Below are 24,222 nucleotides of genomic sequence, written 5' to 3' on the forward strand. Positions count from 1 at the left end.
GCCCTGACTCAAAGAGGCGCTTCCACTGCCGGCAACATCGAGCCGGTATCACGCAGCCGCGCATGCCATGCGAAAGCCTGGTCCAGTCGATGCGGCGTTTGCCCACCCCATTGCAAGGCATCCCGATAGTAGTCGCGAAGCAGATCGCGATAGAGCGGATGTGCACAATTCTCGATGATCAGCGTCGCGCGTTCGCGTGGCGCGAGGCCGCGCAGATCGGCGAGGCCCTGTTCCGTCACGACCACGTCCACGTCGTGTTCGTTGTGATCGCAATGCGGCACCATTGGCACAACGCTGGAAATGCGGCCACCCTTGGCCATCGACTTGGTTGCGAAGATCGCGCACGACGCATTGCGCGCAAAATCGCCCGAACCGCCAATGCCGTTCATCATGTGTGTGCCGCCCACATGCGTTGAATTCACGTTACCGTAGATATCGAATTCCAGTGCGGTGTTCAACGCGATCAGACCCAGCCGGCGAATCACCTCCGGATGGTTGCTGACTTCCTGCGGACGCAACACGAGGCGATCGCGGTAGCGCTCGAGTTCACCGAACACCTGCGCCTGACGCGCAGCCGACAACGTAATCGACGCGCCCGAGGCGAATGTCACCTTGCCGGCATCCATCAGATCGAAGGTCGAATCCTGCAGCACTTCTGAATAAATTTCGAAAGCTTCGAACGGCGAATTGACGAAGCCAGCAAGTACCGCATTGGCGATCGTGCCGATGCCAGCCTGCAGCGGCGGCAGACTCTTCGACATGCGCCCGCACGAGACTTCGTGCTGAAAAAATTCGATCAGATGGCCGGCGATCAGTTCGGTCTCGACATCCGCGGGCAGCACCGTCGACGCGCTGTCCGCCATATCGGTGATAACAATCGCCGCGATTTTCTCGATCGGAATCTCGATGGCCGGTGTTCCGACACGGTCTTGCGGATGGATGATCGGCAGCGGCTCGCGATTCGGCCGGCGACCAGGAATCCAGATGTCATGCAAGCCTTCGAGCGCCAGCGGCTGGGCCAGATTGATTTCGACAATGACCTTGTCGGCAAGGATCGCGAAGCTGGCCGAGTTGCCTACCGAGGTGGTCGGCACAATGCCACCGGTTTCGGTGATCGCGGTCGCTTCGATAATCGCGACATCGAGTTTGCCGAGCTGGTTCGCGCGCAGCATTTCCACCGTTTCGGACAGGTGCTGATCGACGAACATCACTTCGCCGCGATTGATCGCGTCGCGCAGGGTCTTGTCCACCTGGAACGGCAAACGGCGCGCCAGCACGTGTGCCTCCGTGAGCATGCGGTCCACGTCGTGACCGAGCGATGCACCGGTCATCAGCGTAATGCGCAGCGGCTTGCCTTCCTGGCGTGCCCGTTCGGCAAGCGCCACAGGAACCGCTTTTGCGTCGCCGGCACGCGTGAAGCCACTAGCCCCAACGCACATGCCGTCATGAATCAGAAGCGCGGCCTCGGCAGCAGAAGTGATTTTGCCGCGCAGCGCGGCACAACGAATCCGGTCTTGGTACATGAAATTGAGTCTCTCCATAGTCACCAGTCCAGTCTACCGGTGCGCACGTCCGCAGTGTGCTTCGCTCAGTAGCCAGATTGCCGCACCGGCCGCGCTATCTCAAAGGGACGGCGTCGCCGCTGGTGTTTCGTCGCGTACAGCACGTTCGCGACAGGTTCTGCGGGTACTGCTGGTGTGACGCGTGGCGCTGCTTAGCTGCCGAAATAGATATTGCAGAAGCTCATGGGGCCGACGCACTCGTCAGCTTTGGCCTTCGGCACTGCAATGTGGCGTTTTGCGGCGACGCTGTCGGCGCGCTGTGCATTCGCTTGTGCAACCTGTTGTTCCGGGGCAGCGGGTGCCGTTTGTGCATGAGCGACTGCGGCGGACAAAGAGCAGGCAATCAGGACCATCTTCAACACTTTCATTTCGTTCTCCAGTACTTCCGGTTACGCCTCGGAGGAACTCCCTTTGAGGCACTGCGGGGCAGTGATGAAACTATATGACCGCCGTCTGCGCAGATAAACGGGGCTATCCGGAAGTGATCCTTCCATCTCGCAGAAAGATGGGAACGAACGGCGCCTTGACCCTATGCGTCAGCGCGCGTTGAATGGGGCGTCCTGGTCGAGCAAGGCCGTGCGGATGAAATGCAGGCAGCCAAGAATGCGCTGGAGATCGTGACGCCTGTCGCGATCGGTATGAACGGTCTCCAGCACGTCCTGCGCGGTCCACGTGGCCGAACGCACGGCGGCGAGCGCACGCTCGAGACCGCGCGCGTCGGGATGCTGGAAGAGCCGTGCAAGGTCATCGCCGGTTCGTTCAAGGCTGCTGCTCCAGCGTGGATGAAGTGCCTGGGCGTAGCTGGCGTGCGCAACCTCGTTGCGCAGATCGATCACTGCATGCCCTACTTCCAGCGTGACGAGCATCCAGCGCAGAGCATCGCGACGGCGCCGCGAGCGCCCTATCAGCAACATTCGCAACTGCGATGTCAGGTCGTGGGTGCGTGACTGAAAACGCTGACCCAGTCCTGGTAACGTGTCTTTGCAGGCGGACACGACCTCTGCGCGCAGATTACCCTCGATCCGCTCGATGAGCCACGGCATATTGGCCGGAAAAACCACCACGAACACGATCGCCGCCAATAGCAGCGACGCTGTCACCGCGATGCCGTTGTTGATCAGCAGATCCGGGGCATACGTGACGACATTGTCCGGTCCGGCGAGCAGACAGAAGAACACCGAAAAGCCAATGCCGTACCCGGCCGCGTGCTTGCGTGTCGCGATGAACGCACCGAGCGCGAGCACCGGAGCGAGTGTCGTGCAAAGCAGCGGAAAGCCGTCGATGTTGGGATACACATAGCAGGTGAACAGGTAGCCGGTCATGGTCGCCAGTACCGCGCCAACCGCCATCTGCACGGCCATTTTCGACGCATTCGGCGCTGTGGACGTCAACGCGCAAACGAGTGTCGCGCCGATGAACGCAAGACCGCCGCTCGGCCAGTCGGTGGCGATCCAGAACCAGGCGGCGATCGACATCACCACCGCTGACCTGAGAAAGGTGAATGCGACGACAAAACCATTCGTCTTGCTCACGTAGTGACTTGCATTGCGCTGCCGAGCGACCGGCTTACGTAATGCCAGCGACGCGTAAGTCTCCGAGTAACCGATCCACTCGTCGACGAACCGATATAGCAATTCCGCGGCGGTATCGAAATCCGCCAGCGATTCGGCGGGCGAGATTTCCAGCGGCCGCCTTGTTTCGCGCACGCGGCGTGGTAGCGCGGCCTGAAAGACACGCAGACGGGCTGCCACGCGCGAAGCATCGGCAGATGCGTCGTGGCTTGAGGCAAGCAACGCGGACAGTTCGTGAAAGTACGGCGCGAGGGCGTCGGCCATCCGTTGCGGTCCGTTTGCCCGCAGACGCTTGAGCAACTGGCGTAATGCGTGCAGACGCGCGCACGCGTCCATGAACTCGGCGTTTAAGCGACCCAGATGATGGTTGCGTGAGCGCATCGCCGGATCTTCGAACGCGGCGAACGTGCGCGTCGCTTCGAAACCGACAATTTCGTCGACGAGGTCCGCAAAACGCCGTTCGAATTGAGCGCGATTGAGCCCATGACCGAGCACGTCGGCGGCGAACGCAGTAAAATTTGTGTAGCGAACCTGCAGGGCGCGGCGCAGCGCAAGACTGGAGCGTTGTGGCACGATCAGCGCGCTCACTGCACTCGAGCACACAATGCCGACTGACACTTCCGCCGCGCGCGTGAGCGCAGCCAGAAACAGGTCATGAGGCGCCGTGACATTCGGAATGCCGATCAACGCGGCGGTGTAGCCCGCCAGCACAAAGCCGTACCATCTGAAATGCCGATACCGGACTGCTGCCGCGATACAGGCGCTCACCCAGCCAATCATGCCGAGCATGTACAACTCAGGCTGCTGGACGAACAGCGCCCCGAGCACCAGCGTAGCGACCGTGCCCACCGCGGTTCCGAGAATCCGGTAGAAACTCTTGGCGAGCACCATGCCGCTGAACGGCTGCATCAGCACGAACACCGTCGTCATCGCAATGCGCGGCTGTGGCAGATCCAGCAGCATCGCAATACCCAGTGCCAGCAAACCTGCGGTGACGGTCTTAAGCAGATGAAGCCAGATCAGACCGTCGCTGTTCGCCCAATCACGAATCTCAGGGCTGAGCGCCCGCAACATGGCGCCCCACTGGCGGCGGCAATCTGCCGTCGATTTGATCGCATCCTGGCGTCTCATCGGAAAGCAATGTACCCCGGTTTATCACTGAAAGAAGCGCCGGTGAACACCGCAAACACTGGCAGACAAGGTACCGATTGTAGGAGCGTGTGTGGCGCGCATTAATAGGACGGCCGCGGAACGTCCGTTCCAGAACGAACAACAATGAACTATCGAGACAGGCGGACAATACGGCTTCTGCCGTGAAAAAGAAGGATCGATGGATACGTTACAAAATATGCGAGTGTTCGTGCGCGTAGTCGAAGCCGGTAGTTTTACCGCCGCCGCGCAGTCACTCAATTCGACGACCGGCGCGATGTCGCGCGCGGTCTCTGAACTCGAAGCGCATCTGCGCACGCGACTCCTGAACCGTTCGACACGGCGACTCGCGCTCACCACGGCTGGCGAACGCTACCTGAAGCGAAGTCAGCAGATCCTTGCCGACGTCGACACCGCGGAAGAAGAAGCGAGTTGCGCGCATGAACGCCCTAGCGGCGCGTTGCGCATGCATAGCTTCGCCAGCATCGGCCAGCACTATGTGCTGCCAGCTATCTCGCGCTATCGCGCGCTTTATCCGGAGGTCACCGTCGAACTCACGTTGTCGCAACGCATGCCCGATCTGTTTGAAGGAAGCAGCGACGTCGCTGTGATCGGCGCCTCGACTTTGCCCAACTCTGATCTCGTGTCGCTCCCCCTTGGCACGACTTTCAGCATCCTGTGCGCCTCGCCTGCGTATGTGCGGGCGCATGGTGCGCCGCAACAGCCGGGCGACCTGGCGCATCACGAGTGTCTGATCCTGCACACGCCGGCTTTTCCGCCGCATGACTGGGTACTCGACGGCCCGAACGGCAGTGAAATGATGGAAGTGAATGGACCGGTGCAGGTCAACATCGCCGAATCGCTGCTGGTCGGGATTCGTGAAGGAATGGGAATTGGCATGGTGCCGCTTTACGCAGCGATCGACGGATTGCGTGACGGGACGTTAGTGCGCGTGTTGCCTGAATATACCCTGCAGAAGATGAACGTTTACGCGCTTTACCCGTCACGTAAGTTTATCGATGCAAAGACAAGGACTTGGGTTGAATTCCTGCGCACGCATCTGCCGAAGGTAATCGCACGCGATAAGGCATTGCTTGCTGAAGTTGGCCAGACATTCGCCGAGGATGACACGGTACCCGCTCGTGCGCCTGAGGCTGACGGTGGCGAAGGCCACGCCGCGGGACATTGACGTAGAAAAAAGACGAGCCGCCGACCGCTCGCGTGTTCGGCGGCGTTGTTATCGTGAATGTGCCTCGATGCTCGCGGAAGCTCGGCGCCCTTCGGACGAAGGTTGTGCAGAACTGGAGAAGCATGGCATCCGATGAAAGTGAATGCATACGTTCGCCTGTTTTCACGTGCCGTAAACGCAGAAACCCCACCTTGCTGGGTGGGGTTTCTGTTGCTGCTAGGGAGCCTGACGATTACCTACTTTCACACGGGAATCCGCACTATCATCGGCGTGGAGTCGTTTCACGGTCCTGTTCGGGATGGGAAGGGGTGGTACCGACACGCTATGGTCATCAGGCATGACTTGTTGTCGTGTCGCCCTTGAGGGCGGCACAACCAATCGGGAAGAAGTAGCTGAGAGGATGCCTCTCGCAACACGTTCAATACGTGCGGGTTGTGTTGTTTCTGGCACAACAACGATCACTCAACCGTGTGTGGTGTCCGCCCCCCCTTCGGGGGTGGGGTCCGCGTAAGTGCTGAAGCACTAGCGCTAACCGGACACGAAACACACCTGTTATAGGATCAAGCCTTACGGGCAATTAGTATCAGTTAGCTTAACGCATTACTGCGCTTCCACACCTGACCTATCAACGTCCTGGTCTTGAACGACCCTTCAAGGGGCTCGAAGCCCCGGGGATATCTCATCTTAAGGCGAGTTTCCCGCTTAGATGCTTTCAGCGGTTATCTCTTCCGAACATAGCTACCCGGCGATGCCACTGGCGTGACAACCGGTACACCAGAGGTTCGTCCACTCCGGTCCTCTCGTACTAGGAGCAGCCCCCTTCAAATATCCAGCGCCCACGGCAGATAGGGACCAAACTGTCTCACGACGTTTTAAACCCAGCTCACGTACCTCTTTAAATGGCGAACAGCCATACCCTTGGGACCGGCTACAGCCCCAGGATGAGATGAGCCGACATCGAGGTGCCAAACACCGCCGTCGATATGAACTCTTGGGCGGTATCAGCCTGTTATCCCCAGAGTACCTTTTATCCGTTGAGCGATGGCCCTTCCATACAGAACCACCGGATCACTATGACCTGCTTTCGCACCTGCTCGACTTGTCGGTCTCGCAGTTAAGCACGCTTATGCCATTGCACTATCAGCACGATTTCCGACCGTACCTAGCGTACCTTCGTACTCCTCCGTTACACTTTGGGAGGAGACCGCCCCAGTCAAACTGCCTACCATGCACTGTCCCCGACCCGGATCACGGGCCAAGGTTAGAACCTCAAACAAACCAGGGTGGTATTTCAAGGACGGCTCCACGCAAACTGGCGTTCACGCTTCATAGCCTCCCACCTATCCTACACAGATCGGTTCAAAGTCCAATGCAAAGCTACAGTAAAGGTTCATGGGGTCTTTCCGTCTAGCCGCGGGGAGATTGCATCATCACAAACACTTCAACTTCGCTGAGTCTCGGGAGGAGACAGTGTGGCCATCGTTACGCCATTCGTGCAGGTCGGAACTTACCCGACAAGGAATTTCGCTACCTTAGGACCGTTATAGTTACGGCCGCCGTTTACCGGGACTTCAATCAAGAGCTTGCACCCCATCATTTAATCTTCCGGCACCGGGCAGGCGTCACACCCTATACGTCCACTTTCGTGTTTGCAGAGTGCTGTGTTTTTATTAAACAGTCGCAGCCACCAGTTTATTGCAACCCCTTCACCCTTCTGGCGCAGGCCAGTCAAGCTACAGGGGCGTACCTTATCCCGAAGTTACGGTACCAATTTGCCGAGTTCCTTCTCCCGAGTTCTCTCAAGCGCCTTAGAATACTCATCTCGCCCACCTGTGTCGGTTTGCGGTACGGTCTTGTTAAACTGAAGCTTAGAGGCTTTTCTTGGAACCACTTCCAGTTGCTTCTTCACCGAAGTGAATGGCGCCACGCCCTTGAATTGCGCACCCGGATTTGCCTGAGTGCCTTCTCCAACGCAGCGACCGGGACTTCCAACACCCGGACAACCTTCCGCGATCCGTCCCCCCATCGCATTTAACAATGGTGCAGGAATATTAACCTGCTTCCCATCAGCTACGCATTTCTGCCTCGCCTTAGGGGCCGACTCACCCTACGCCGATGAACGTTGCGTAGGAAACCTTGGGCTTACGGCGAGGGGGCCTTTCACCCCCTTTATCGCTACTCATGTCAGCATTCGCACTTCCGATACCTCCAGCGCACTTTTCAATGCACCTTCGCAGGCTTACGGAACGCTCTCCTACCATGCACATAAATGTGCATCCGCAGCTTCGGTATATTGCTTAGCCCCGTTACATCTTCCGCGCAGGACGACTCGATCAGTGAGCTATTACGCTTTCTTTAAAGGATGGCTGCTTCTAAGCCAACCTCCTGACTGTTTTAGCCTTCCCACTTCGTTTCCCACTTAGCAATATTTGGGGACCTTAGCTGGCGGTCTGGGTTGTTTCCCTCTTGACACCGGACGTTAGCACCCGATGTCTGTCTCCCGTGATTGCACTCTTCGGTATTCGGAGTTTGCTATGGCGTAGTAATCCGCAATGGACCCCACAACCATGACAGTGCTCTACCCCCGAAGGTGATACACGAGGCACTACCTAAATAGTTTTCGGAGAGAACCAGCTATTTCCAGGTTTGTTTAGCCTTTCACCCCTATCCACAGCTCATCCCCTAACTTTTCAACGTTAGTGGGTTCGGACCTCCAGTACGTGTTACCGCACCTTCATCCTGGCCATGGATAGATCACCTGGTTTCGGGTCTACACCCAGCGACTGAACGCCCTGTTCGGACTCGCTTTCGCTACGCCTGCCCTAATCGGTTAAGCTTGCCACTGAATGTAAGTCGCTGACCCATTATACAAAAGGTACGCCGTCACCCCTTGCGAGGCTCCGACTGTTTGTATGCATGCGGTTTCAGGATCTATTTCACTCCCCTCCCGGGGTTCTTTTCGCCTTTCCCTCACGGTACTGGTTCACTATCGGTCGATCACGAGTATTTAGCCTTGGAGGATGGTCCCCCCATCTTCAGACAGGATTTCACGTGTCCCGCCCTACTTCTCGTACACCCAGTTCTTCCTCGCTGTTTTCGTCTACAGGGCTATCACCTGCTATGGCCGCACTTTCCAGAGCGTTCGACTAACAATGAAGATAAAGAGTACAGGCTGGTCCCATTTCGCTCGCCACTACTCTGGGAATCTCGGTTGATTTCTTTTCCTGCGGTTACTTAGATGTTTCAGTTCACCGCGTTCGCTTCGCATGACCTATGTATTCAGTCATGGATACTCCATAAGGAGTGGGTTTCCCCATTCGGATATCGGTGGATCAAAGCTCGTTTGCCAGCTCCCCACCGCTTTTCGCAGGCTACCGCGTCCTTCATCGCCTGTGATCGCCAAGGCATCCACCACATGCACTTGTTCGCTTGACCCTATAACGGGTGTGTCTCATGCCGCATCCACTGGGGATGCAGCGCTCCTCACATCGTTACAGGTTGAGTATTCGTGTTGCGCCGTATTCCAAAGCAATCTTTCGATCACCTTTTCATACATTGATACAATCACAACCCTGATTCACCTACTCGCACACCCATCTCTAAGTATGCTTTCGTGAATCTCTTTACTACTTCTTCCTGATTGTTAAAGAACGACAGCCGATATCGCAGTTGCTATAACCGCGTATCACTCTGACTGGCTCAATCGCCAATGCGAAACGCTCTGTGCCTTTAAACACAGAACCCTGCGCATTGAAGATTGGTGGAGGATGACGGGATCGAACCGACGACCCCCTGCTTGCAAAGCAGGTGCTCTCCCAGCTGAGCTAATCCCCCAGTCATGCAGATAACGCAATCTGATAGTCCCGGAGTCTTCACCGGTTAGCTGCAGCCACCGCAGAAACAGTGGTGGGTCTGGATGGATTCGAACCATCGACCCCCGCCTTATCAAGACGGTGCTCTAACCAACTGAGCTACAGACCCCTGAGTCTGTCTGCGTATCTGTCTTAATTTCACAGCCGATAAGCGTGAGCGCTCAACGTTTGACACGTTAGCTCGAGAAAGGAGGTGATCCAGCCGCACCTTCCGATACGGCTACCTTGTTACGACTTCACCCCAGTCATGAATCCTACCGTGGTGACCGTCCTCCTTGCGGTTAGACTAGCCACTTCTGGTAAAACCCACTCCCATGGTGTGACGGGCGGTGTGTACAAGACCCGGGAACGTATTCACCGCGGCATGCTGATCCGCGATTACTAGCGATTCCAGCTTCACGCACTCGAGTTGCAGAGTGCGATCCGGACTACGATCGGTTTTCTGGGATTGGCTCCCCCTCGCGGGTTGGCGACCCTCTGTTCCGACCATTGTATGACGTGTGAAGCCCTACCCATAAGGGCCATGAGGACTTGACGTCATCCCCACCTTCCTCCGGTTTGTCACCGGCAGTCTCCCTAGAGTGCTCTTGCGTAGCAACTAGGGACAAGGGTTGCGCTCGTTGCGGGACTTAACCCAACATCTCACGACACGAGCTGACGACAGCCATGCAGCACCTGTGTTATGGCTCCCTTTCGGGCACCCCCACCTCTCAGCAGGGTTCCATACATGTCAAGGGTAGGTAAGGTTTTTCGCGTTGCATCGAATTAATCCACATCATCCACCGCTTGTGCGGGTCCCCGTCAATTCCTTTGAGTTTTAATCTTGCGACCGTACTCCCCAGGCGGTCAACTTCACGCGTTAGCTACGTTACCAAGTCAATGAAGACCCGACAACTAGTTGACATCGTTTAGGGCGTGGACTACCAGGGTATCTAATCCTGTTTGCTCCCCACGCTTTCGTGCATGAGCGTCAGTATTGGCCCAGGGGGCTGCCTTCGCCATCGGTATTCCTCCACATCTCTACGCATTTCACTGCTACACGTGGAATTCTACCCCCCTCTGCCATACTCTAGCCCGCCAGTCACAAATGCAGTTCCCAGGTTAAGCCCGGGGATTTCACATCTGTCTTAGCGGACCGCCTGCGCACGCTTTACGCCCAGTAATTCCGATTAACGCTTGCACCCTACGTATTACCGCGGCTGCTGGCACGTAGTTAGCCGGTGCTTATTCTTCCGGTACCGTCATCCCCCCAGGGTATTAACCCAGAGGTTTTCTTTCCGGACAAAAGTGCTTTACAACCCGAAGGCCTTCTTCACACACGCGGCATTGCTGGATCAGGGTTTCCCCCATTGTCCAAAATTCCCCACTGCTGCCTCCCGTAGGAGTCTGGGCCGTGTCTCAGTCCCAGTGTGGCTGGTCGTCCTCTCAGACCAGCTACAGATCGTCGCCTTGGTAGGCCTTTACCCCACCAACTAGCTAATCTGCCATCGGCCGCCCCTGTAGCGGGAGGTCCTAAGATCCCCCCCTTTCCTCCGTAGAGCGTATGCGGTATTAATCCGGCTTTCGCCGGGCTATCCCCCACTACAGGACACGTTCCGATGTATTACTCACCCGTTCGCCACTCGCCACCAGGATTGCTCCCGTGCTGCCGTTCGACTTGCATGTGTAAGGCATGCCGCCAGCGTTCAATCTGAGCCAGGATCAAACTCTTCAGTTCAAACCTGTTACTGTTTTCGGTCTCTTTCGAAACCGGTCGCTCACTCAACGTACTGACGAATGATCATCCCATCCGAAGATGGGAAAACCTTCCTTTAATACTAGTGTGAGACTTGATACTTTCGCTTGTCGGCAGAATCCGGAGATCCCACCGCGCGTCGCGCATCAAGCGCCCACACTTATCGGCTGTTAATTTTTAAAGATCGAGTCCGCATTCACTACCAAACCCGCACCGGACACCTCAACTTCAACCACCCGGTACCGCTTCGTTCTGCGTCGCTGCATCAGCAGCAGAGAAACGAGATTATGAAGAACTTTCGCTACGTCGTCAACAGGTTTTTTTAACTTACCGAACCTGCCCGACACACCGCAAACCCCCGCCATTGCTGGCTCTCCCGCCTCCCCGTGCCCCGGTATCCGAAGCACGAAAGAGCGAGATTCTAGCGACCCAAACCGGGGCTTGCAAGCTTTATTTTGACGCGCATGGATTGCGCCGAAACCGGCGCAAAGATGGCAAAGGAGTGCCGCTGGAAATGACCTGCTTCAGGCAGCCGCGCGGTTGTGCATGACCCGCTCAACTATCCCCAGATAGTGGTCGAGATCCGGCGTCGCACGGTTCTCTTCTTTTGCGCGATCGTCCCATTTACGTAAGCGCAAAGCGTCTTCCGCATAGGGCTTCTTCAGGAACACCTCGGCCTCTTCCTTGCTGAAGATGCCGCCTTGCAACTCCAGGCTGCGCACCGAATCGGCCGAGAGCTGACCGAAATAGGTTTCGTCGACGGCGCACAGACAGCGCTTGGCGTCGACGTGCAGACGGATCGGCTCCAACACCGCATCCGACAACACCGGCCGCAAGAATGGCAGCGCAAAATACTGATGCAAATCGTCGATGCCGCGCTCGGTCGGCGTTTCGCCTTGCTGATTCAGCAGGTGGCCGAGGTCATGCAAAAAAGCGGCGGCGACGAGTTCGTCGTTAGCGCCCGCCTCTTCCGCCAACGCGCCGCTTTGCAAGGCGTGTTCAAGTTGCGTCACCGGCTCGCCGCTATAGGCAAGATTCCCATACTGCTCGAATAACGAACGGATATCGTTCAGACTCAGCGCCACTCTATTACTCCCACGGTAATGAAAAAGTCTTCAGGTTGGTGAAGCTCTTCATCGCTTCCTGAACACCTTCTTTATAGCCAAGCCCGGAATCCTTGATACCGCCAAACGGCGTCAATTCAATCCGGTAGCCGGGCACTTCCCATACGTTGACTGTACCCACGCGCAATTCGTTGATGAGGCGCGTGATCGCGTCCTGCCGGTTCGTGCACACACCCGAAGACAATCCGAAAGGCGTTCCGTTGCTGATACGAATCGCGTCGTCGAGCGTGTCGAAGGTGATCACCGGCGACACGGGTCCAAACGTTTCCTCGCGCACGAGCGTCATCGACGGATCGACGTTCTCCAGCACCGTCGGCGAATAAAGCGCGCCATTACGCCGATTGCCGATCCGCAGCCGCGCACCGCCCGCCACGGCCTCGTTGACGCGCGCCTCGAAAAGCTGCGCCGCGGCGACATCGATCACCGTGCCCATCTGATTCGCGACGTCGAACGGATCGCCGTAGGTCCATGCGCGCGTTTTCTCCACCAGCAGCTCCGTAAAATCCGCCGCCACGCTCTTCTGCACCAGCATCCGCTTGACCGCGGTGCAACGCTGCCCGGAGTTCTTATACGAGCCCTGCACCGCAAGCGTCGCCGCGCGTTCGAGATCGGCGTCTTCAAGCACGATCAGCGGATCGTTGCCGCCCAACTCGAGCACGACACGCCGATAGCCTGCCTTCGCCGCGATGTATTTGCCAATCGACACGCCACCCGTAAAAGTCACCAGCTCGGCCAGCGGATGCGTGATCAGTTCATCGGCAATTTCACGCGGATCGCCCGTCAGTACCTGCAACATTGGCGCAGGCAAGCCGGCTTCGTACAGAATGTCGGCCAGATAAAACGCCGACAACGGCACCTTCTCGGACGGCTTCAGCACTACCCGATTATTCGTCGCGATGGCCGGCGCGATCTTATGCGCCACCTGGTTCATCGGATGGTTGAACGGTGTGATCGCGACAATCACACCGGCCAGCGGTTCGCGCTGCGAGAACACCCGGCGCTTCTTGCCATGTGGCGTGAGATCGCAGGAAAAGCTTTGGCCGTCGTCGCGTAAGGCTTCGATCGAGGCGAACTTGAACACGTCAGCCACACGGCCAATTTCGTAACGCGAATCCTGCTTCGACAAACCCGATTCGCGCGAAATCAGATCCGACGCCGCCTCAGTCCGCTCACGCAACAACGCTGCGGCACGTTCGAGAATCTGCGAACGCTCGTAGCGCGTAAGCGTTGCCGGATAAGCGGCGGCATAGTCGAAGGCGGCACGCACGTCCTCCACGCTCGCCAGCGGCACCGTGCCGACCCGGGTGCCCGTGTAGGGATCGAACACGTCGAGCGTGCGTTCGCGCATGACGCGCTCGCCATTGAGCCGCAGCGCTTCCGCCCGGAATGCCGGATGGTCCTTCAAGAGCGCGTTCATGATGGCAACACGTGATTCAGCGCCACGTCGAAGATATCGAAATTGCGCAGCCGCCTGCCACTCCTGCCGGCCAGCGGATCCTCGACGCGCCGGTTGAACAGCAACGGTACTTCCTGCTCGGAGATCCCGCCGTGCGAGCGCAGCGGCACAGTCAGCCCGGAAAGATCATGTTCATTGCGCCGCGTGCCGAGCGTCACATGCCTCGTGCTCACCACGACAATATCGCCGACGCGGTCGTTCGGCAGTTCGAAGCGCTCGCACGCCGCGCGGTTATCCAGCACGACTTCGATCCCCTGCAACCTGCCGATCCGCTCGATCACCTGCGCGACGCTGACGTCGCGCGGCAGATACACCGTCGCGAACGACCCCAGCGCGCCGTGATGCACGACATACGGATCCGTGATCGGCAGAATGACGCGTGCTTTACCGAAGCCAAGCCAGTCGTCCAGCACGTCCTGCAGATAGATCACGTTCGGCTCGCCAGTCTGCGGATCGTGCTTGGCGTTCATGCCGTGGTCGGCCGTCAGGCCGATCACCCAACCGAGCGCGTCGAGCTTCGCGAGGTAGCCGTCCATCATCGCGTAGAACGCGTTCGCGCCTTCGGTACCCGGCGCCCATTTGTGCTGGATGTAATCCGTGGTGGACAGATACATCAGGTCGAGCTTGCGTGTTTCGGCGAGTCGTACGCCCGCGGCGAACACGAACTCGGACAACCCTGCGCTATACACATCAGGCAGCGGCAAACCGACCAGCTCGAGCACTTCGTCGATACCGTTTTCTTCGCGCGTCACCGTGTCGGCTTTTTCCGCGGAGAAACAGATGCCCTTCAACTGCCAGCCGAGCAGGCGGCGCAATTTGTCTTTCGCGGTGACCACCGCCACCGAAGCACCCGCTTGCGCGGCGGCGGCCAGCAAGGTGCCGGCGCGCAGATAGGCGGGGTCGTTCATCATCACTTCCGCGCCCTCGCCGCCATTCGCGTCCGGATCCCAGAAGTAATTGCCGCAGATGCCGTGCACCGAAGGCGGCACGCCGCACACGATCGACAGGTTATTCGGGTTGGTGAACGACGGAATCACGCAGTCGCCCTTGAAGGCCGCGCCGCCTTTGAGCATCTTGCCGATGAAAGGCGCCACCCCGGCGGCGGCCGCGGCTTCGAGGTAATCGTATTCGCAGCCGTCGACGCACACGACAACCGTTGGCTGCGCCGGTAGCCGATAGCGGCGGCCGTTGACTTCGATAGTACGTTCGCTGGGGTTTGCCATCGTTACCTTCCATGCGTGTCGAGCACGCGTGCCGTAATCAATCCATTGCGATCCACGGTATCAATCGTTCGATATCGAGGACATCTGCACCGCGCCCAGCGTCGCTGCCGGTTCGCACGCCTCATGCGCGCGCTGCAAGCCGCCGTTCACATGCGCATGCATCAGCGCGGCGGCATCGTCGGCGCGGCGCGAGGCCAGCGCCGTCAGAATCGCGCGGTGTTCGGCGAGCGAGCGCTCCATTGCGTCGGCATGTACCACCAGCGCCGCCCGGCGAAACAGGCTCAATTCGCTCACCAACCTTCGATACGTCTCATACAGTTTCACATTGCCCGATGCCGCCACGATCGCGTCGTGGAACGCCACATTGGCGCGCGCGTAGGCCTCGTGATCGTGTGCGTCGAGCGCGGCACGCATGGCGTCGAGCCAGTCACGCAGCACGGCCAGTTGCCGCGCGTCGATAGTGGGCGCCAGCATCCGGCACGCCGCTTCTTCGAGCACTGCGCGTACCGCGTAGATCTCGTCCGCTTCCACCAGCGAGACCGTGCGCACGAACACGCCACGATTTTTCTCGGTACGCACGAGGCCGGCCTGCTCCAGCGCGCGAAACGCCTCGCGCACCGGCCCGCGCGACACCTGCAGGCGCGCCGCCCAGTCGGCTTCGTTAAGTTTGTCGCCGGGAGCGAGCGCTCCTTCGATGATGTGCCGCTCAATTTCTTCGCGAACCAGCGCCGTCAGCGAATGCCTGCGCACAACCTCAATCGGATCGACAGAAGCAGTTTGCATATATTCGGTCATTTTGACAAATTTCGCCACATCGATATGTGTCCGGATTTGCGCGCCGTCATGGCACGCAAATCCATCCATAGGAAGTTGCTCGTCAGTCCAACCGACGACGTGGGACGCGCGCCGCGATCAGCAACAGCGCGGCAAGCGAGACCAGCAGCAGAATCAGCGACAGCGCGGAGGCCGGGAGGTAATAGCCACGCTCCACCTGCCCGACGACGACGATCGGCACCGTCGCGAATCCAGGCGGATAAACAGTGAGCGTCGCACCGAGTTCGCCGAGCGAGAGCGCGAAGCCGAGTGCCAGACTGGCGCGGATCGCCGGCACCAGTTGCGGCAGCACGACACGGCGCAACACCATCGAAGGCGGCGCCCCCAGGCTCGCGGCGGCTTCGCGCAGAATGGTCAATTCGGGCCGCAGCGCGGCGGCCGCGCACCGGTAGCAGAAAGGCAGCACTAGCGCGAGCTGCACGAACACGACGATCGCCGCCGAGCTCGATAGATCGAACGGCCGCTTGTGATAGGCGATCAGCACCGCCAGCCCGAGCACCACGCTCGGCACGCCGTTGGGCATCATTGCAATCGTGTCGACGACGGCGCCCAGACCGCGCCGGTCACGCCCTTCGAGCGCGAGCGCAAGCCACAGGCCGAGTATCGTGCCGAACACCGCCACGCCCATGCCGATTTCCAGGCTGGTGGTGAGCGCGTCGAAGTCGCTCGAACCGAGACGCTCGAACCAGCGCGTGCTGAAGCCGTCCGGCAGGATCGTGCCGGACCAGTGCCCGGCCACGCTCGAGAGCGCGACCACCAGCACCGGCAGGACAAACAGCCAGAAACACAGCAATGCGGCAAAACCGAGAAACAGACTGCCCAGCATGCGCACCAGCAGACTGCGCCGCACCGGGCGCGCTTTCTTGTGCATGACCGGCAAAACGGTCGGATCGAGTTCAACGGCCATGGCCCGCTCCTTTCACCTTGCGGCGGTTAACCTGGCGGTACAACGCATACAGCGACAAAGACATCAGCAACATCACGACCGCGCCGGCGGCGGCGGTCGGCAGATCCAGATCGACGGTCGCGGAACTGTAGATCGCGACGGGCAGCGTAATCAGGTGCGCGCTGCCAAGCACGAGCAGAATGCCGAACTCGTTGAGCGTCAGCAGAAAACACAGGATCGTGCCGGCGGCGATACCCGGCCACGCGAGCGGCAGGATCACCTTGTACGCCACCATCCAGCCATGCGCGCCAAGACTGCGGGCGGCTTCGATCAGACGCATGTCGAGCGTGGCGAACGAGGCCAGCGTGGGACGCACGACGAACGGTGCGTAGAACACCACTTCCGCGAGAATCACGCCGCCCACGCCGAACAGGAAATCGAGCGGCGGCGCCTGCAAATGAAAGAGCCGTTGCAGGCCGATGCTGACCGAGCCTTGCGAGCCGTACAGAAAGATTAGCGTGAATGCGACCAGAAACGACGGGAACGCGACAAACAGTTCGAGAAAACGCGTCACCATCCGCGCGCCGGGAAATGGCTTGAAGAACAGTAACGACGCCAACGCCACGCCCAGTACCGAAGCAAGGCCCGCGCTCGCAAACAGGATCCACAGCGTGGTGCCGACCACGCCGCGCGTTTCCGGATTGCCGAAGAACGTCGAGTACGCTTGCAGGCTCAGACCGTGCGGGCCGGTCAGGCTCAGCAGCACCAGACGCACGAGCGGATAGATGACCAGCGGCCCAAGCACGAACACCGCGATAAACAGCAGGTGCCACTGAGCCGCACGTTCGCGGCGCTTCACCGCGGCCGTATGCGAGGCCGCGCTGGCGCTGCGGCGCGCGTCGGCGGCCGCGGCGTTGAGCGGATTGGGCGCGTCGGATGTATCAGGGGTTGATAAGGACGACATCGTCTGCCTCATAACGCAGGGAAACGCGCGCGCCCTTCTCCGGCATCATGCCGTGGCCGCGCTGCATGGTGACCAGCACGGGCTCGCCCGGCATCGCATCGAGCGCGACCGAGACCGACAACACCGCGCCATACCATTCGACCGATGTGATCGCGCCATGCAACTGGCCTTCGCCGAGCGGCACGATGCGCAGCGCTTCGGGACGCAGACACGCCACGCGCTCGCGCTCGTTATAGCGCGCATCGCCCAGGCTGAAGGCGACCTGCGGCGGCAGCAGATTGGCCGCGCCCAGATAGCGCGCGACAAACGCGTCGTTCGGTGTGTCGTACAACTGCTGCGGCGTGCCCAGTTGCGCAATGCGGCCTTCGCGCATCAGCAGCGTGCGGTCGGATAGCACCAGCGCGTCGTCCTGATCGTGCGTCACGCAGACGATCGTCAGATTCGGCAGGCGCTCATGCAGCGCCTTCAGTTCGGAACGCACCGACGCGCGCAGATTGGCGTCGAGTGCGGAAAGAGGTTCGTCGAGCAACAGCACATCCGGCTCGATCACCAGTGCGCGCGCCAATGCCACGCGCTGCTGCATGCCGCCCGACAACTGCGCGGGCATCACATGGCCGGCGTCGCCGAGTTGCACGAGCTTCAAAGCGTCCGCCACGCGCCGTGCGACATCTTTCGCCGGCGTGCGCCGCGCGCGCAGCCCGAAGGCCACGTTGTCGAACACCGATAGATGCGGGAACAGCGCATAGCTCTGGAACAGCAAACCGAGATTGCGCTTGTGCGGCGGCACATGGGTGAGATCGTGACCGGCCACGGTCAGCGTGCCGGACAGGCCGTCCGCTTCAATGAACCCGGCGATGAAACGCAGCAAGGTGGTCTTGCCGCAACCGCTGCGGCCCAGCACGGTCAGCAGTTCGCCGCGCTGGATCGTCAACGACAGATCGTCGAGCACGGTGCGCGACCCGAAACGCACCGTCAGATGGTCGATCTGCACGCCGCCCGGCGTGTTCGAACGCGCGGCTTCGAGCGCGTCCGGGGTGGCGCCGAGCGCGCCTGGGTGAGCAAGACTGGCCGTATTCACCGGGTTCATCCTCCAACTAGATTCATGCTGATGCGGCGCCTCGCACGCGACCGAAGGCGCCGCCTGACTCAATTGCTGATTGCGGCTTGACGCGTGCTGCTTACTTCGGCTTGACGACTTCGATCTGCTTGCCCGACGAACCGATCACGTCGTTCTTCCAGCGTGCCGTCCAGTCGGCCTTCTTCGCCATTACCTGGTTCCAGTCCACCGGGATCAGCGTCACGCCGGCGATCGCCTGCTTGACGGCTTCGCCGTTCTTGCCCGTGAGCGGCACATCGGTGCGGCCCGGGATACCGAAGATGTCCGGTACCTTGGCTTGCACTTCCGTCGACATCAGGTAGTCGATCAGCTTCTTGCCTTCAGCCTGGTTCGGGCCGTTCTTGATCAGGCCGATCGCGTACGGCAACTGGAAGGTGGTCGGCTTGCCGCCGGCGCTGGCCGCGAGGAAGATCGGCTTGAGCGACAGACCGCCGTTCGCCGCGTCGTCCAGATCCATTTGCAGGTCGCCATTCGCGAAGGCGATTTCGTTACGCGAAAGCAGCACGTCGAGATAGCCTGTGCCCTTGGTGTGGAACTTGGCGCTCTCTTCGAGCTTCTTCAGATAGTCGAACGCCTTGTCTTCACCCATCAACGACGTGGTCAGGATGATCACCGCCATGCCGTCGCCAGCCGTGGCCGGGTTCGAGTACGCGACCTTGCCGGTGTAATCCGGATGCAGCAGGTCGGCGAAGGTTTTCGGCTGGGTCTTCGTGACTTCCGGGTTGATCGCGAACGAGAAGTAGTTGTTCACGAAGGTTGCCCACGCACCGTTCGGCGCCTTGGCGATGGCCGGCACGTTCTTGTAGTTGGCGCTCTGATAAGCCTGCAGCAGGCCAGCCTGGTCGGCTTGCTGGATGAACGGCGGCAGCGTGACGAGCACGTCGGCCTTCGGCTGATCCTTTTCGATGGTGGCGCGGTTCACCACTTCCCCGCTGCCTGCCGTGACGATGTTGACCTTCACACCTTCCTTCTTCTCGAAGGCCGGCAGCACGTCCTTATAGAGGTTCTCGAGGCCGTCGGCGGTGTACAGCACCACGGCGTCAGCCGCATGGGCCTGCATCGCGGCACCGCCGAACGCCGCAGCGGCGACCAGCACCGGCAAGAGTTTGCGTGCGAGGCCAGCCGTGGCGTGAAGGGAATTCGTCTTTGTCATGTCGTTCTCTCCGAAAGGCAAAAAAACCAGACGGTCGGGAAATCCCGATACCTGTTGTGATTTGAACGGCGGTAGCGCCGCGCCGCTTGCGTGTTGCCCGCAGCCAGTTGTCGTGCAGTTTCGCTCAGATTGCAGATTGCCAACAACTTTGCCGCTTCTTCTCCAGCCTGACTTACAGCTCACCTACGACACTCGCGCTGCCTGCCATGCCTGAACGGGCACGGCAAGGATTACAGGTTTCCATGACAACGCCATGACTATTCTGTCCAATTCCAAAAAATGACACAATTCGCCAATAATATCCAAATCGATCTTTTGTCGCGCTGACTGGCGAAACGGGCAATCGTCGGATGATGGAAGCTGTGTGATTCGTGGAAATGACCCGATCCTGTTGGCCCCGCAAAGCTGCCGCGAGTGGAAATGTTCCGCGTGAACCGCCTCACGCGGCGGCCAATGATTCGCCGCGCGCTCGAGCGGCTCGGCGTCCGCGTAACGGGAACTGAACCGCATTGAAGTGACACGGAGCAGCCTGCTGCCGGATGCCGTGGCAGCCGCCCGGTCTTCAGGCGATCAGAATTTCCGGCCCGTGCGCCGTGATCGCCTTGCCGAGCGCCTTCTCCGGCGCCAGTTCGGTCACGAGATAACGGGCCGACTCGATGCCATTGATGCGCACCGGCGTCACGCGCCCGAACTTCGAATGGTCGGCGACCACCACCACCATGTCCGCGGCCGCGATCATGCGGCTGCGCACTTCGGCGGCCATGCGGCTGTAGTCGGTCAGATAGCCGTCCGGCGAGATCCCGCCAGCGCCGATGAAAGCGAAATCCGCGTGATACTGCGTGAGTTGGTGGACCGTATCGAGACCGAAGGTGGCGTCTTCGATATCCGACAGCTCGCCGCCGAGCAGCGTGACGCGATTGTCATTGCGGCGGCCGAGCAGCAGCGCGATCCGCCAGTCGTTCGTATAGACCGCGAGGCGATGCCGGTCGAGCAGCGCACGCGCCACCGCCTGCGTGGTGCTGCCCGAATCGATGATGAGCGATGCGCCGTCCGGCACGAATTCGGCCGCGCGTTCGCCGATCGCCCGCTTGGCGCCGGCATTGGCGGCTTCGCGCGTATCGAGGTCGGGCTCGCGCCGATCGCTCGATAGCGCACCGCCATGGGTCGTGACCAGCAGGCCACGACCGGCCAGCGCGTTCAGATCACGACGGATCGTCTCGCGTGACACATTCAGTTCGCGCACCAGCTCAGCAACCGAGAGCGCGCCGGTTTTGGCGACTTGCGCCAGGATGTATTGGTGACGTTGTTCTGCGAGCATCGATGAAGGGCCGGGAGCCGGCACGCTGGGGTTTCGCCAGGATCAGGAAGGCCGGCGTATTGTATTACGCGTGGCGCGGGGATGCTCCTATTGGCGCGCTTCCCTGCTAACCTGAACGCCCCTGGCCGCGCAGCACACTCCTTTTGACTGCGCGTGGCCCGTCAACCGAACTGCCGATGCCGCCACTGTTTCGCCGCTTATTACTGCTGTTCCATGCGTTGCGTTACGGCGCCCGCCTGATCTGGCTTGCCGCGCCGCCCGATCACAAACTGCACTGGATGATCGAACTGGTGGGGCGCGTGCACGCGTCCGGGCGCAGCAAGCAGAGCCTGCACGGCGTGCTGCCGGCACTTGGGCCGCTGGCGAGCCGCTTCGCGCAGACGCTGGTCGAGCGTCCCGAGCTGGCTACCGGCACCTTACACGACGCTATCGATGCCATCGATCACCTCGAAGCGCCGCTGCCTCCCGCGGAATCCGAAGCGGCGCTGACACGCGCATTCGGCCGGCCGTTACCGACGCTGTTCAGCGCAGTCGATCTGGTGCCGGTGCGCGGCGGCTTTGCCGAACAGACGCACTTGGCCCGCCTCCTCGCACCGGTCAACGGCCACCACGAAGTGGCCATCAAACTGGTGCGCGCCGATCAGCTTCAACAGATCGGCGACGAACTCGCACTGCTGCGCTGGGTCGCGCGCTGGCTGGAAAAACTCTCCGGCACCGCCCGCCGCCTGCAACTGCGCACGCTCGCGCAAAGCTTCTCCGACGACATCCAGCGCCGCTTCGATCTGCGTGCCGAGGCCGCCAATCTGAGCCAGACCGGTCATCATTTCGACGGCGACAGGCGCATTGTCGTGCCGGACGTCATCTGGGATCTGTGCACCAGCCACACGCTGACGATGCAGCGCATCAGCACGCTGCCGGCAAGCGACCTGCCCGGGCTGCACGCCCACCACATCAAACTCGCGCCGCTGGCCGCGCATATCGTCGAGGTGGTGACCGAGCAGGCCTTCGAACACGGCTTCTTTCACGCGACGCTCGATGCGCGCCACGTGCGCGTGAGCATCGAACCGGACACACTGGGGCGTCTTGTGCTCGCGGAATTTTCGATCATGTCGAGTCTGTCGACCGGAGAGCGCGAATTTTTCGTGCATGGGGCGACCGCCCTGTTCGACCAGGATTACGGCCGGCTTGCCGAGTTGCATCGCGATGCCGGGCACGTGCCGCACGACACGCGCACCGAGATGCTCGAAGCCGAATTGCGCACGCGCGCCGAGGCGCATTTCGCGGCCGAGCCCGAAGATCGCTCGGCGGGCTCGCTGTTTCATCATCTGCTGCACGCGGTGCATCCGTTCGACGGCGCCGTGCCCGCGCGCCTCGCCACCGCGCAGCGCTCATTCCAGCAGGCGGAAATGCTGGCGCGCGCGCTGCATCCGGGTGTCGATACGTGGAATATCACGCGCGGCGTGTTAGCGGGGATTGCCCAGCGCGATATCGATCATCGTGGCTGGATCAAGCGCATCTCGCGCGAATTGCCACATCTTGCGCATATGCTGCCGCGCGTGCCGCAACTGGCCGTCCGGTATCTGCAACACCAGCACGATCGCGCCCGCACGCCGCGGCAGAATGCGCAACTGATGCTGGACATCAGCCGCGAATATCGGCGCACACGCGTGTTGCTCTGGGCATGTGCGGTGTGCGGCGGCATCCTCGGGGCAGGGACGGTTCTGCTGATGTGGTGAGCGCGCGTGGCGTGGCGGCTTCCGCAATCGGCTTGTCAGCGGGTCGCGGCGATTGCAGGGCGTGACGCTGGCGCGCTCGTCAGTCCGTGTCGAACGACGCGGGCGGCAACGCCCGTGCGCAGCCTGCGATCAATCCGCGGTATCCGCGTTGGCCGGCACTTTCGCCTGCGCCTTGGCACCCGGCGCGGGCGCCCACGCAGGACGGCTCTTACGCTCCGAATCCACGACGGCGATGTAACGCCCCGCCCACGGCATGACCTGGCGATCGCTTTTCAACACCCACAGCGATTTACCCGACTCCACCAGCGCCACATATTCGGCGTCGAGCATGCCGTAGTGGTCGAGAAACGTGTTGAGCGACGCGGGAATCCGCACGCAGCCCTTCGAATGGCGACTGCCGAGCAGCGCTTCAAGCCGGTCCGGATCGGTGGCGTGCATCTGGAAGCGCATCTGCGAGATGCCACCTTTGCTCCAGCCACGTTCGCCCTGGGCCCAACCGAGGTCGAAGATCCGCATATCGCGCTTGCCGTAGCCGCGGATGTGGTTCTCGTTCACAGTGCCTTCGGAGCGGAAGTCCATATTGGCGGGGCTATGCTCGAACACCCCAAGCGGCGTGATGAAGTGGTCGTATTCTCCCGGCCGGCCAGTCGAGACCGGTGACGCGCCGATCATCTGCCAGGTGTCGGCCGGTATCGCGCGAAAATAGATGAAGAGCGCCTGCACATTGGCATTGCGATCGACCAGCACGACATACTCGCCCGACAGATCGCCCAGCACGTGCTCACCAAGCGCGGTTTGCAGGCGCCTGGCGTAAGCGCGCTGCTGAGCGGCCGGGACATCCAACCGGCGTGTGACGTCATGTGCAAAGACGTCACGCAGCAGGAACGCACGCCGTGGATCGACCACGCCGGCCGCGTCCGGCGCGGCGACCGCAGACGCGTTGATGGCGGGCGTTGGCCGAGTCACGGGCATAGCGGCCGCCATGACGGCGCCGCATGAGAATATGCAAAAGACCGCGCTCAACGCGCACGCCCAATAACGTATTGAATGAACCGCCCGCGCTGAATGCAACGCGGCGGGTAAATACGGCACACGCATCACTTCGCTTCGATGATCTACCGATGCGGAAGTCATGCGGTCCGTTACAGGCTGGCCAGGCCGGTTAGGATAGTTCATCGCGTATTTGAGCAAACCTGATTATTATTGACTGCTCGCCGGCTCATGCGGCGCTCGGATAGACGAGGATGTTACTCAGCGCATTGCAATCTGTCGATGAAGAATCAATGGCTAATGAATATCGCCGTAATAACCCGTTATATTTGACGATCTGTAG

General features: G+C 60.3%; 15 protein-coding genes, 2 tRNA genes and 3 rRNA genes. 2 read left to right on the forward strand and 18 right to left on the reverse strand.

Annotated elements, in window-relative coordinates; all coding sequences use genetic code 11:
- Positions 1 to 8: 8 nt before the first annotated feature.
- From scpC to PQR27_RS28215, 3 genes are all read right to left on the reverse strand, one after another.
- The gene (gene scpC, locus PQR27_RS28205) at positions 9 to 1,523 is read right to left on the reverse strand and encodes a succinyl-CoA:acetate CoA-transferase ScpC (RefSeq protein ID WP_408528325.1); all 1,515 of its coding nucleotides are present in this window, start codon (positions 1,521 to 1,523) and stop codon (positions 9 to 11) included.
- Positions 1,524 to 1,714: 191 nt separating this feature from the next.
- On the reverse strand, positions 1,715 to 1,930 hold the full coding sequence (locus PQR27_RS28210; RefSeq protein WP_408526883.1) for a hypothetical protein: 216 nt from the start codon (positions 1,928 to 1,930) through the stop codon (positions 1,715 to 1,717).
- Between the two features lie 168 nt (positions 1,931 to 2,098).
- Positions 2,099 to 4,264 carry an FUSC family protein gene (locus tag PQR27_RS28215; RefSeq protein ID WP_408526884.1) on the reverse strand — a complete coding sequence of 722 codons (2,166 nt, stop codon included), beginning with the start codon at positions 4,262 to 4,264 and terminating at the stop codon, positions 2,099 to 2,101.
- Between the two features lie 199 nt (positions 4,265 to 4,463).
- On the opposite strand from PQR27_RS28215, the gene PQR27_RS28220 reads away from it, so the two are divergent.
- Entirely contained in the window at positions 4,464 to 5,471 is a 1,008-nt protein-coding gene (locus PQR27_RS28220) for a LysR family transcriptional regulator (RefSeq protein WP_408526885.1), read from the forward strand.
- A gap of 223 nt (positions 5,472 to 5,694) precedes the next feature.
- Here PQR27_RS28220 and rrf read toward each other — a convergent pair.
- The 14 genes from rrf to PQR27_RS28290 form a co-directional block, all read right to left on the reverse strand.
- Positions 5,695 to 5,807: ribosomal RNA gene (gene rrf, locus PQR27_RS28225) — 5S ribosomal RNA — on the reverse strand.
- Positions 5,808 to 6,027: 220 nt separating this feature from the next.
- Positions 6,028 to 8,906, reverse strand: a 23S ribosomal RNA gene (locus tag PQR27_RS28230).
- Positions 8,907 to 9,229: 323 nt separating this feature from the next.
- Positions 9,230 to 9,305 (reverse strand) — tRNA-Ala (locus PQR27_RS28235).
- A 70-nt stretch (positions 9,306 to 9,375) separates the two neighbouring features.
- A tRNA-Ile gene (locus PQR27_RS28240) sits at positions 9,376 to 9,452 on the reverse strand.
- A 77-nt stretch (positions 9,453 to 9,529) separates the two neighbouring features.
- Positions 9,530 to 11,060: ribosomal RNA gene (locus PQR27_RS28245) — 16S ribosomal RNA — on the reverse strand.
- The 16S, 23S and 5S rRNA genes sit together here with 2 tRNA genes alongside, the layout of an rRNA operon.
- A 542-nt stretch (positions 11,061 to 11,602) precedes the next feature.
- Entirely contained in the window at positions 11,603 to 12,163 is a 561-nt protein-coding gene (locus tag PQR27_RS28250) for a phosphonate degradation HD-domain oxygenase (protein WP_408526886.1), read from the reverse strand.
- 4 nt (positions 12,164 to 12,167) lie between these two features.
- A complete protein-coding gene (phnY, locus tag PQR27_RS28255) occupies positions 12,168 to 13,619 on the reverse strand; it encodes a phosphonoacetaldehyde dehydrogenase (protein ID WP_408526887.1) in 1,452 nt (483 codons plus the stop codon).
- Positions 13,616 to 14,881 carry a phosphonoacetate hydrolase gene (phnA, locus tag PQR27_RS28260; RefSeq protein ID WP_408526888.1) on the reverse strand — a complete coding sequence of 422 codons (1,266 nt, stop codon included), beginning with the start codon at positions 14,879 to 14,881 and terminating at the stop codon, positions 13,616 to 13,618. The genes phnY and phnA overlap by 4 nt, the downstream gene beginning before the upstream one ends.
- Positions 14,882 to 14,941: 60 nt before the next feature.
- Positions 14,942 to 15,676, reverse strand: coding sequence for a phosphonate utilization associated transcriptional regulator (locus tag PQR27_RS28265; protein WP_408526889.1), 735 nt, complete (start codon positions 15,674 to 15,676; stop codon positions 14,942 to 14,944).
- Positions 15,677 to 15,758: 82 nt separating this feature from the next.
- Positions 15,759 to 16,622, reverse strand: a complete 864-nt coding sequence (gene phnV / locus PQR27_RS28270) for a 2-aminoethylphosphonate ABC transport system, membrane component PhnV (protein WP_408526890.1) — start codon at positions 16,620 to 16,622, stop codon at positions 15,759 to 15,761.
- Entirely contained in the window at positions 16,612 to 17,565 is a 954-nt protein-coding gene (locus PQR27_RS28275; RefSeq protein ID WP_408526891.1) for a 2-aminoethylphosphonate ABC transporter permease subunit, read from the reverse strand. The genes phnV and PQR27_RS28275 overlap by 11 nt, the downstream gene beginning before the upstream one ends.
- Positions 17,543 to 18,643 carry a 2-aminoethylphosphonate ABC transport system ATP-binding subunit PhnT gene (gene phnT / locus PQR27_RS28280; RefSeq protein ID WP_408526892.1) on the reverse strand — a complete coding sequence of 367 codons (1,101 nt, stop codon included), beginning with the start codon at positions 18,641 to 18,643 and terminating at the stop codon, positions 17,543 to 17,545. The genes PQR27_RS28275 and phnT overlap by 23 nt, the downstream gene beginning before the upstream one ends.
- A gap of 100 nt (positions 18,644 to 18,743) precedes the next feature.
- Positions 18,744 to 19,835 carry a 2-aminoethylphosphonate ABC transporter substrate-binding protein gene (gene phnS, locus PQR27_RS28285; RefSeq protein ID WP_408526893.1) on the reverse strand — a complete coding sequence of 364 codons (1,092 nt, stop codon included), beginning with the start codon at positions 19,833 to 19,835 and terminating at the stop codon, positions 18,744 to 18,746.
- A gap of 562 nt (positions 19,836 to 20,397) precedes the next feature.
- Positions 20,398 to 21,153, reverse strand: coding sequence for a DeoR/GlpR family DNA-binding transcription regulator (locus PQR27_RS28290; RefSeq protein WP_408526894.1), 756 nt, complete (start codon positions 21,151 to 21,153; stop codon positions 20,398 to 20,400).
- 176 nt (positions 21,154 to 21,329) lie between these two features.
- Between PQR27_RS28290 and PQR27_RS28295 the strand changes: the two genes are divergently transcribed.
- Complete coding sequence (locus tag PQR27_RS28295) at positions 21,330 to 22,889, forward strand: ABC1 kinase family protein (protein ID WP_408526895.1); 1,560 nt, start codon at positions 21,330 to 21,332, stop codon at positions 22,887 to 22,889.
- A gap of 129 nt (positions 22,890 to 23,018) precedes the next feature.
- Here the strand turns inward: PQR27_RS28295 and PQR27_RS28300 are convergent, their stop codons facing one another.
- A complete protein-coding gene (locus PQR27_RS28300; RefSeq protein WP_408526896.1) occupies positions 23,019 to 23,861 on the reverse strand; it encodes a L,D-transpeptidase in 843 nt (280 codons plus the stop codon).
- Positions 23,862 to 24,222 lie beyond the last annotated feature (361 nt).

This window comes from Paraburkholderia fungorum (assembly GCF_046027215.1).
Taxonomy (GTDB): domain Bacteria; phylum Pseudomonadota; class Gammaproteobacteria; order Burkholderiales; family Burkholderiaceae; genus Paraburkholderia; species Paraburkholderia fungorum_D.

Excerpts from the sequence above, each read along its gene's own strand:
- scpC (WP_408528325.1), bottom strand. The coding sequence starts at position 1,523 with ATGTACCAAGACCGGATTCGTTGTGCCGCGCTGCGCGGCAAAATCACT.
- PQR27_RS28210 (WP_408526883.1), bottom strand. The coding sequence starts at position 1,930 with ATGAAAGTGTTGAAGATGGTCCTGATTGCCTGCTCTTTGTCCGCCGCA.
- PQR27_RS28215 (WP_408526884.1), bottom strand. The coding sequence starts at position 4,264 with ATGAGACGCCAGGATGCGATCAAATCGACGGCAGATTGCCGCCGCCAG.
- PQR27_RS28220 (WP_408526885.1), top strand. The coding sequence starts at position 4,464 with ATGGATACGTTACAAAATATGCGAGTGTTCGTGCGCGTAGTCGAAGCC.
- phnY (WP_408526887.1), bottom strand. The coding sequence starts at position 13,619 with ATGAACGCGCTCTTGAAGGACCATCCGGCATTCCGGGCGGAAGCGCTG.
- phnA (WP_408526888.1), bottom strand. The coding sequence starts at position 14,881 with ATGGCAAACCCCAGCGAACGTACTATCGAAGTCAACGGCCGCCGCTAT.
- PQR27_RS28265 (WP_408526889.1), bottom strand. The coding sequence starts at position 15,676 with ATGACCGAATATATGCAAACTGCTTCTGTCGATCCGATTGAGGTTGTG.
- phnV (WP_408526890.1), bottom strand. The coding sequence starts at position 16,622 with ATGGCCGTTGAACTCGATCCGACCGTTTTGCCGGTCATGCACAAGAAA.
- PQR27_RS28275 (WP_408526891.1), bottom strand. The coding sequence starts at position 17,565 with ATGTCGTCCTTATCAACCCCTGATACATCCGACGCGCCCAATCCGCTC.
- phnS (WP_408526893.1), bottom strand. The coding sequence starts at position 19,835 with ATGACAAAGACGAATTCCCTTCACGCCACGGCTGGCCTCGCACGCAAA.
- PQR27_RS28290 (WP_408526894.1), bottom strand. The coding sequence starts at position 21,153 with ATGCTCGCAGAACAACGTCACCAATACATCCTGGCGCAAGTCGCCAAA.
- PQR27_RS28295 (WP_408526895.1), top strand. The coding sequence starts at position 21,330 with ATGCCGCCACTGTTTCGCCGCTTATTACTGCTGTTCCATGCGTTGCGT.
- PQR27_RS28300 (WP_408526896.1), bottom strand. The coding sequence starts at position 23,861 with ATGCCCGTGACTCGGCCAACGCCCGCCATCAACGCGTCTGCGGTCGCC.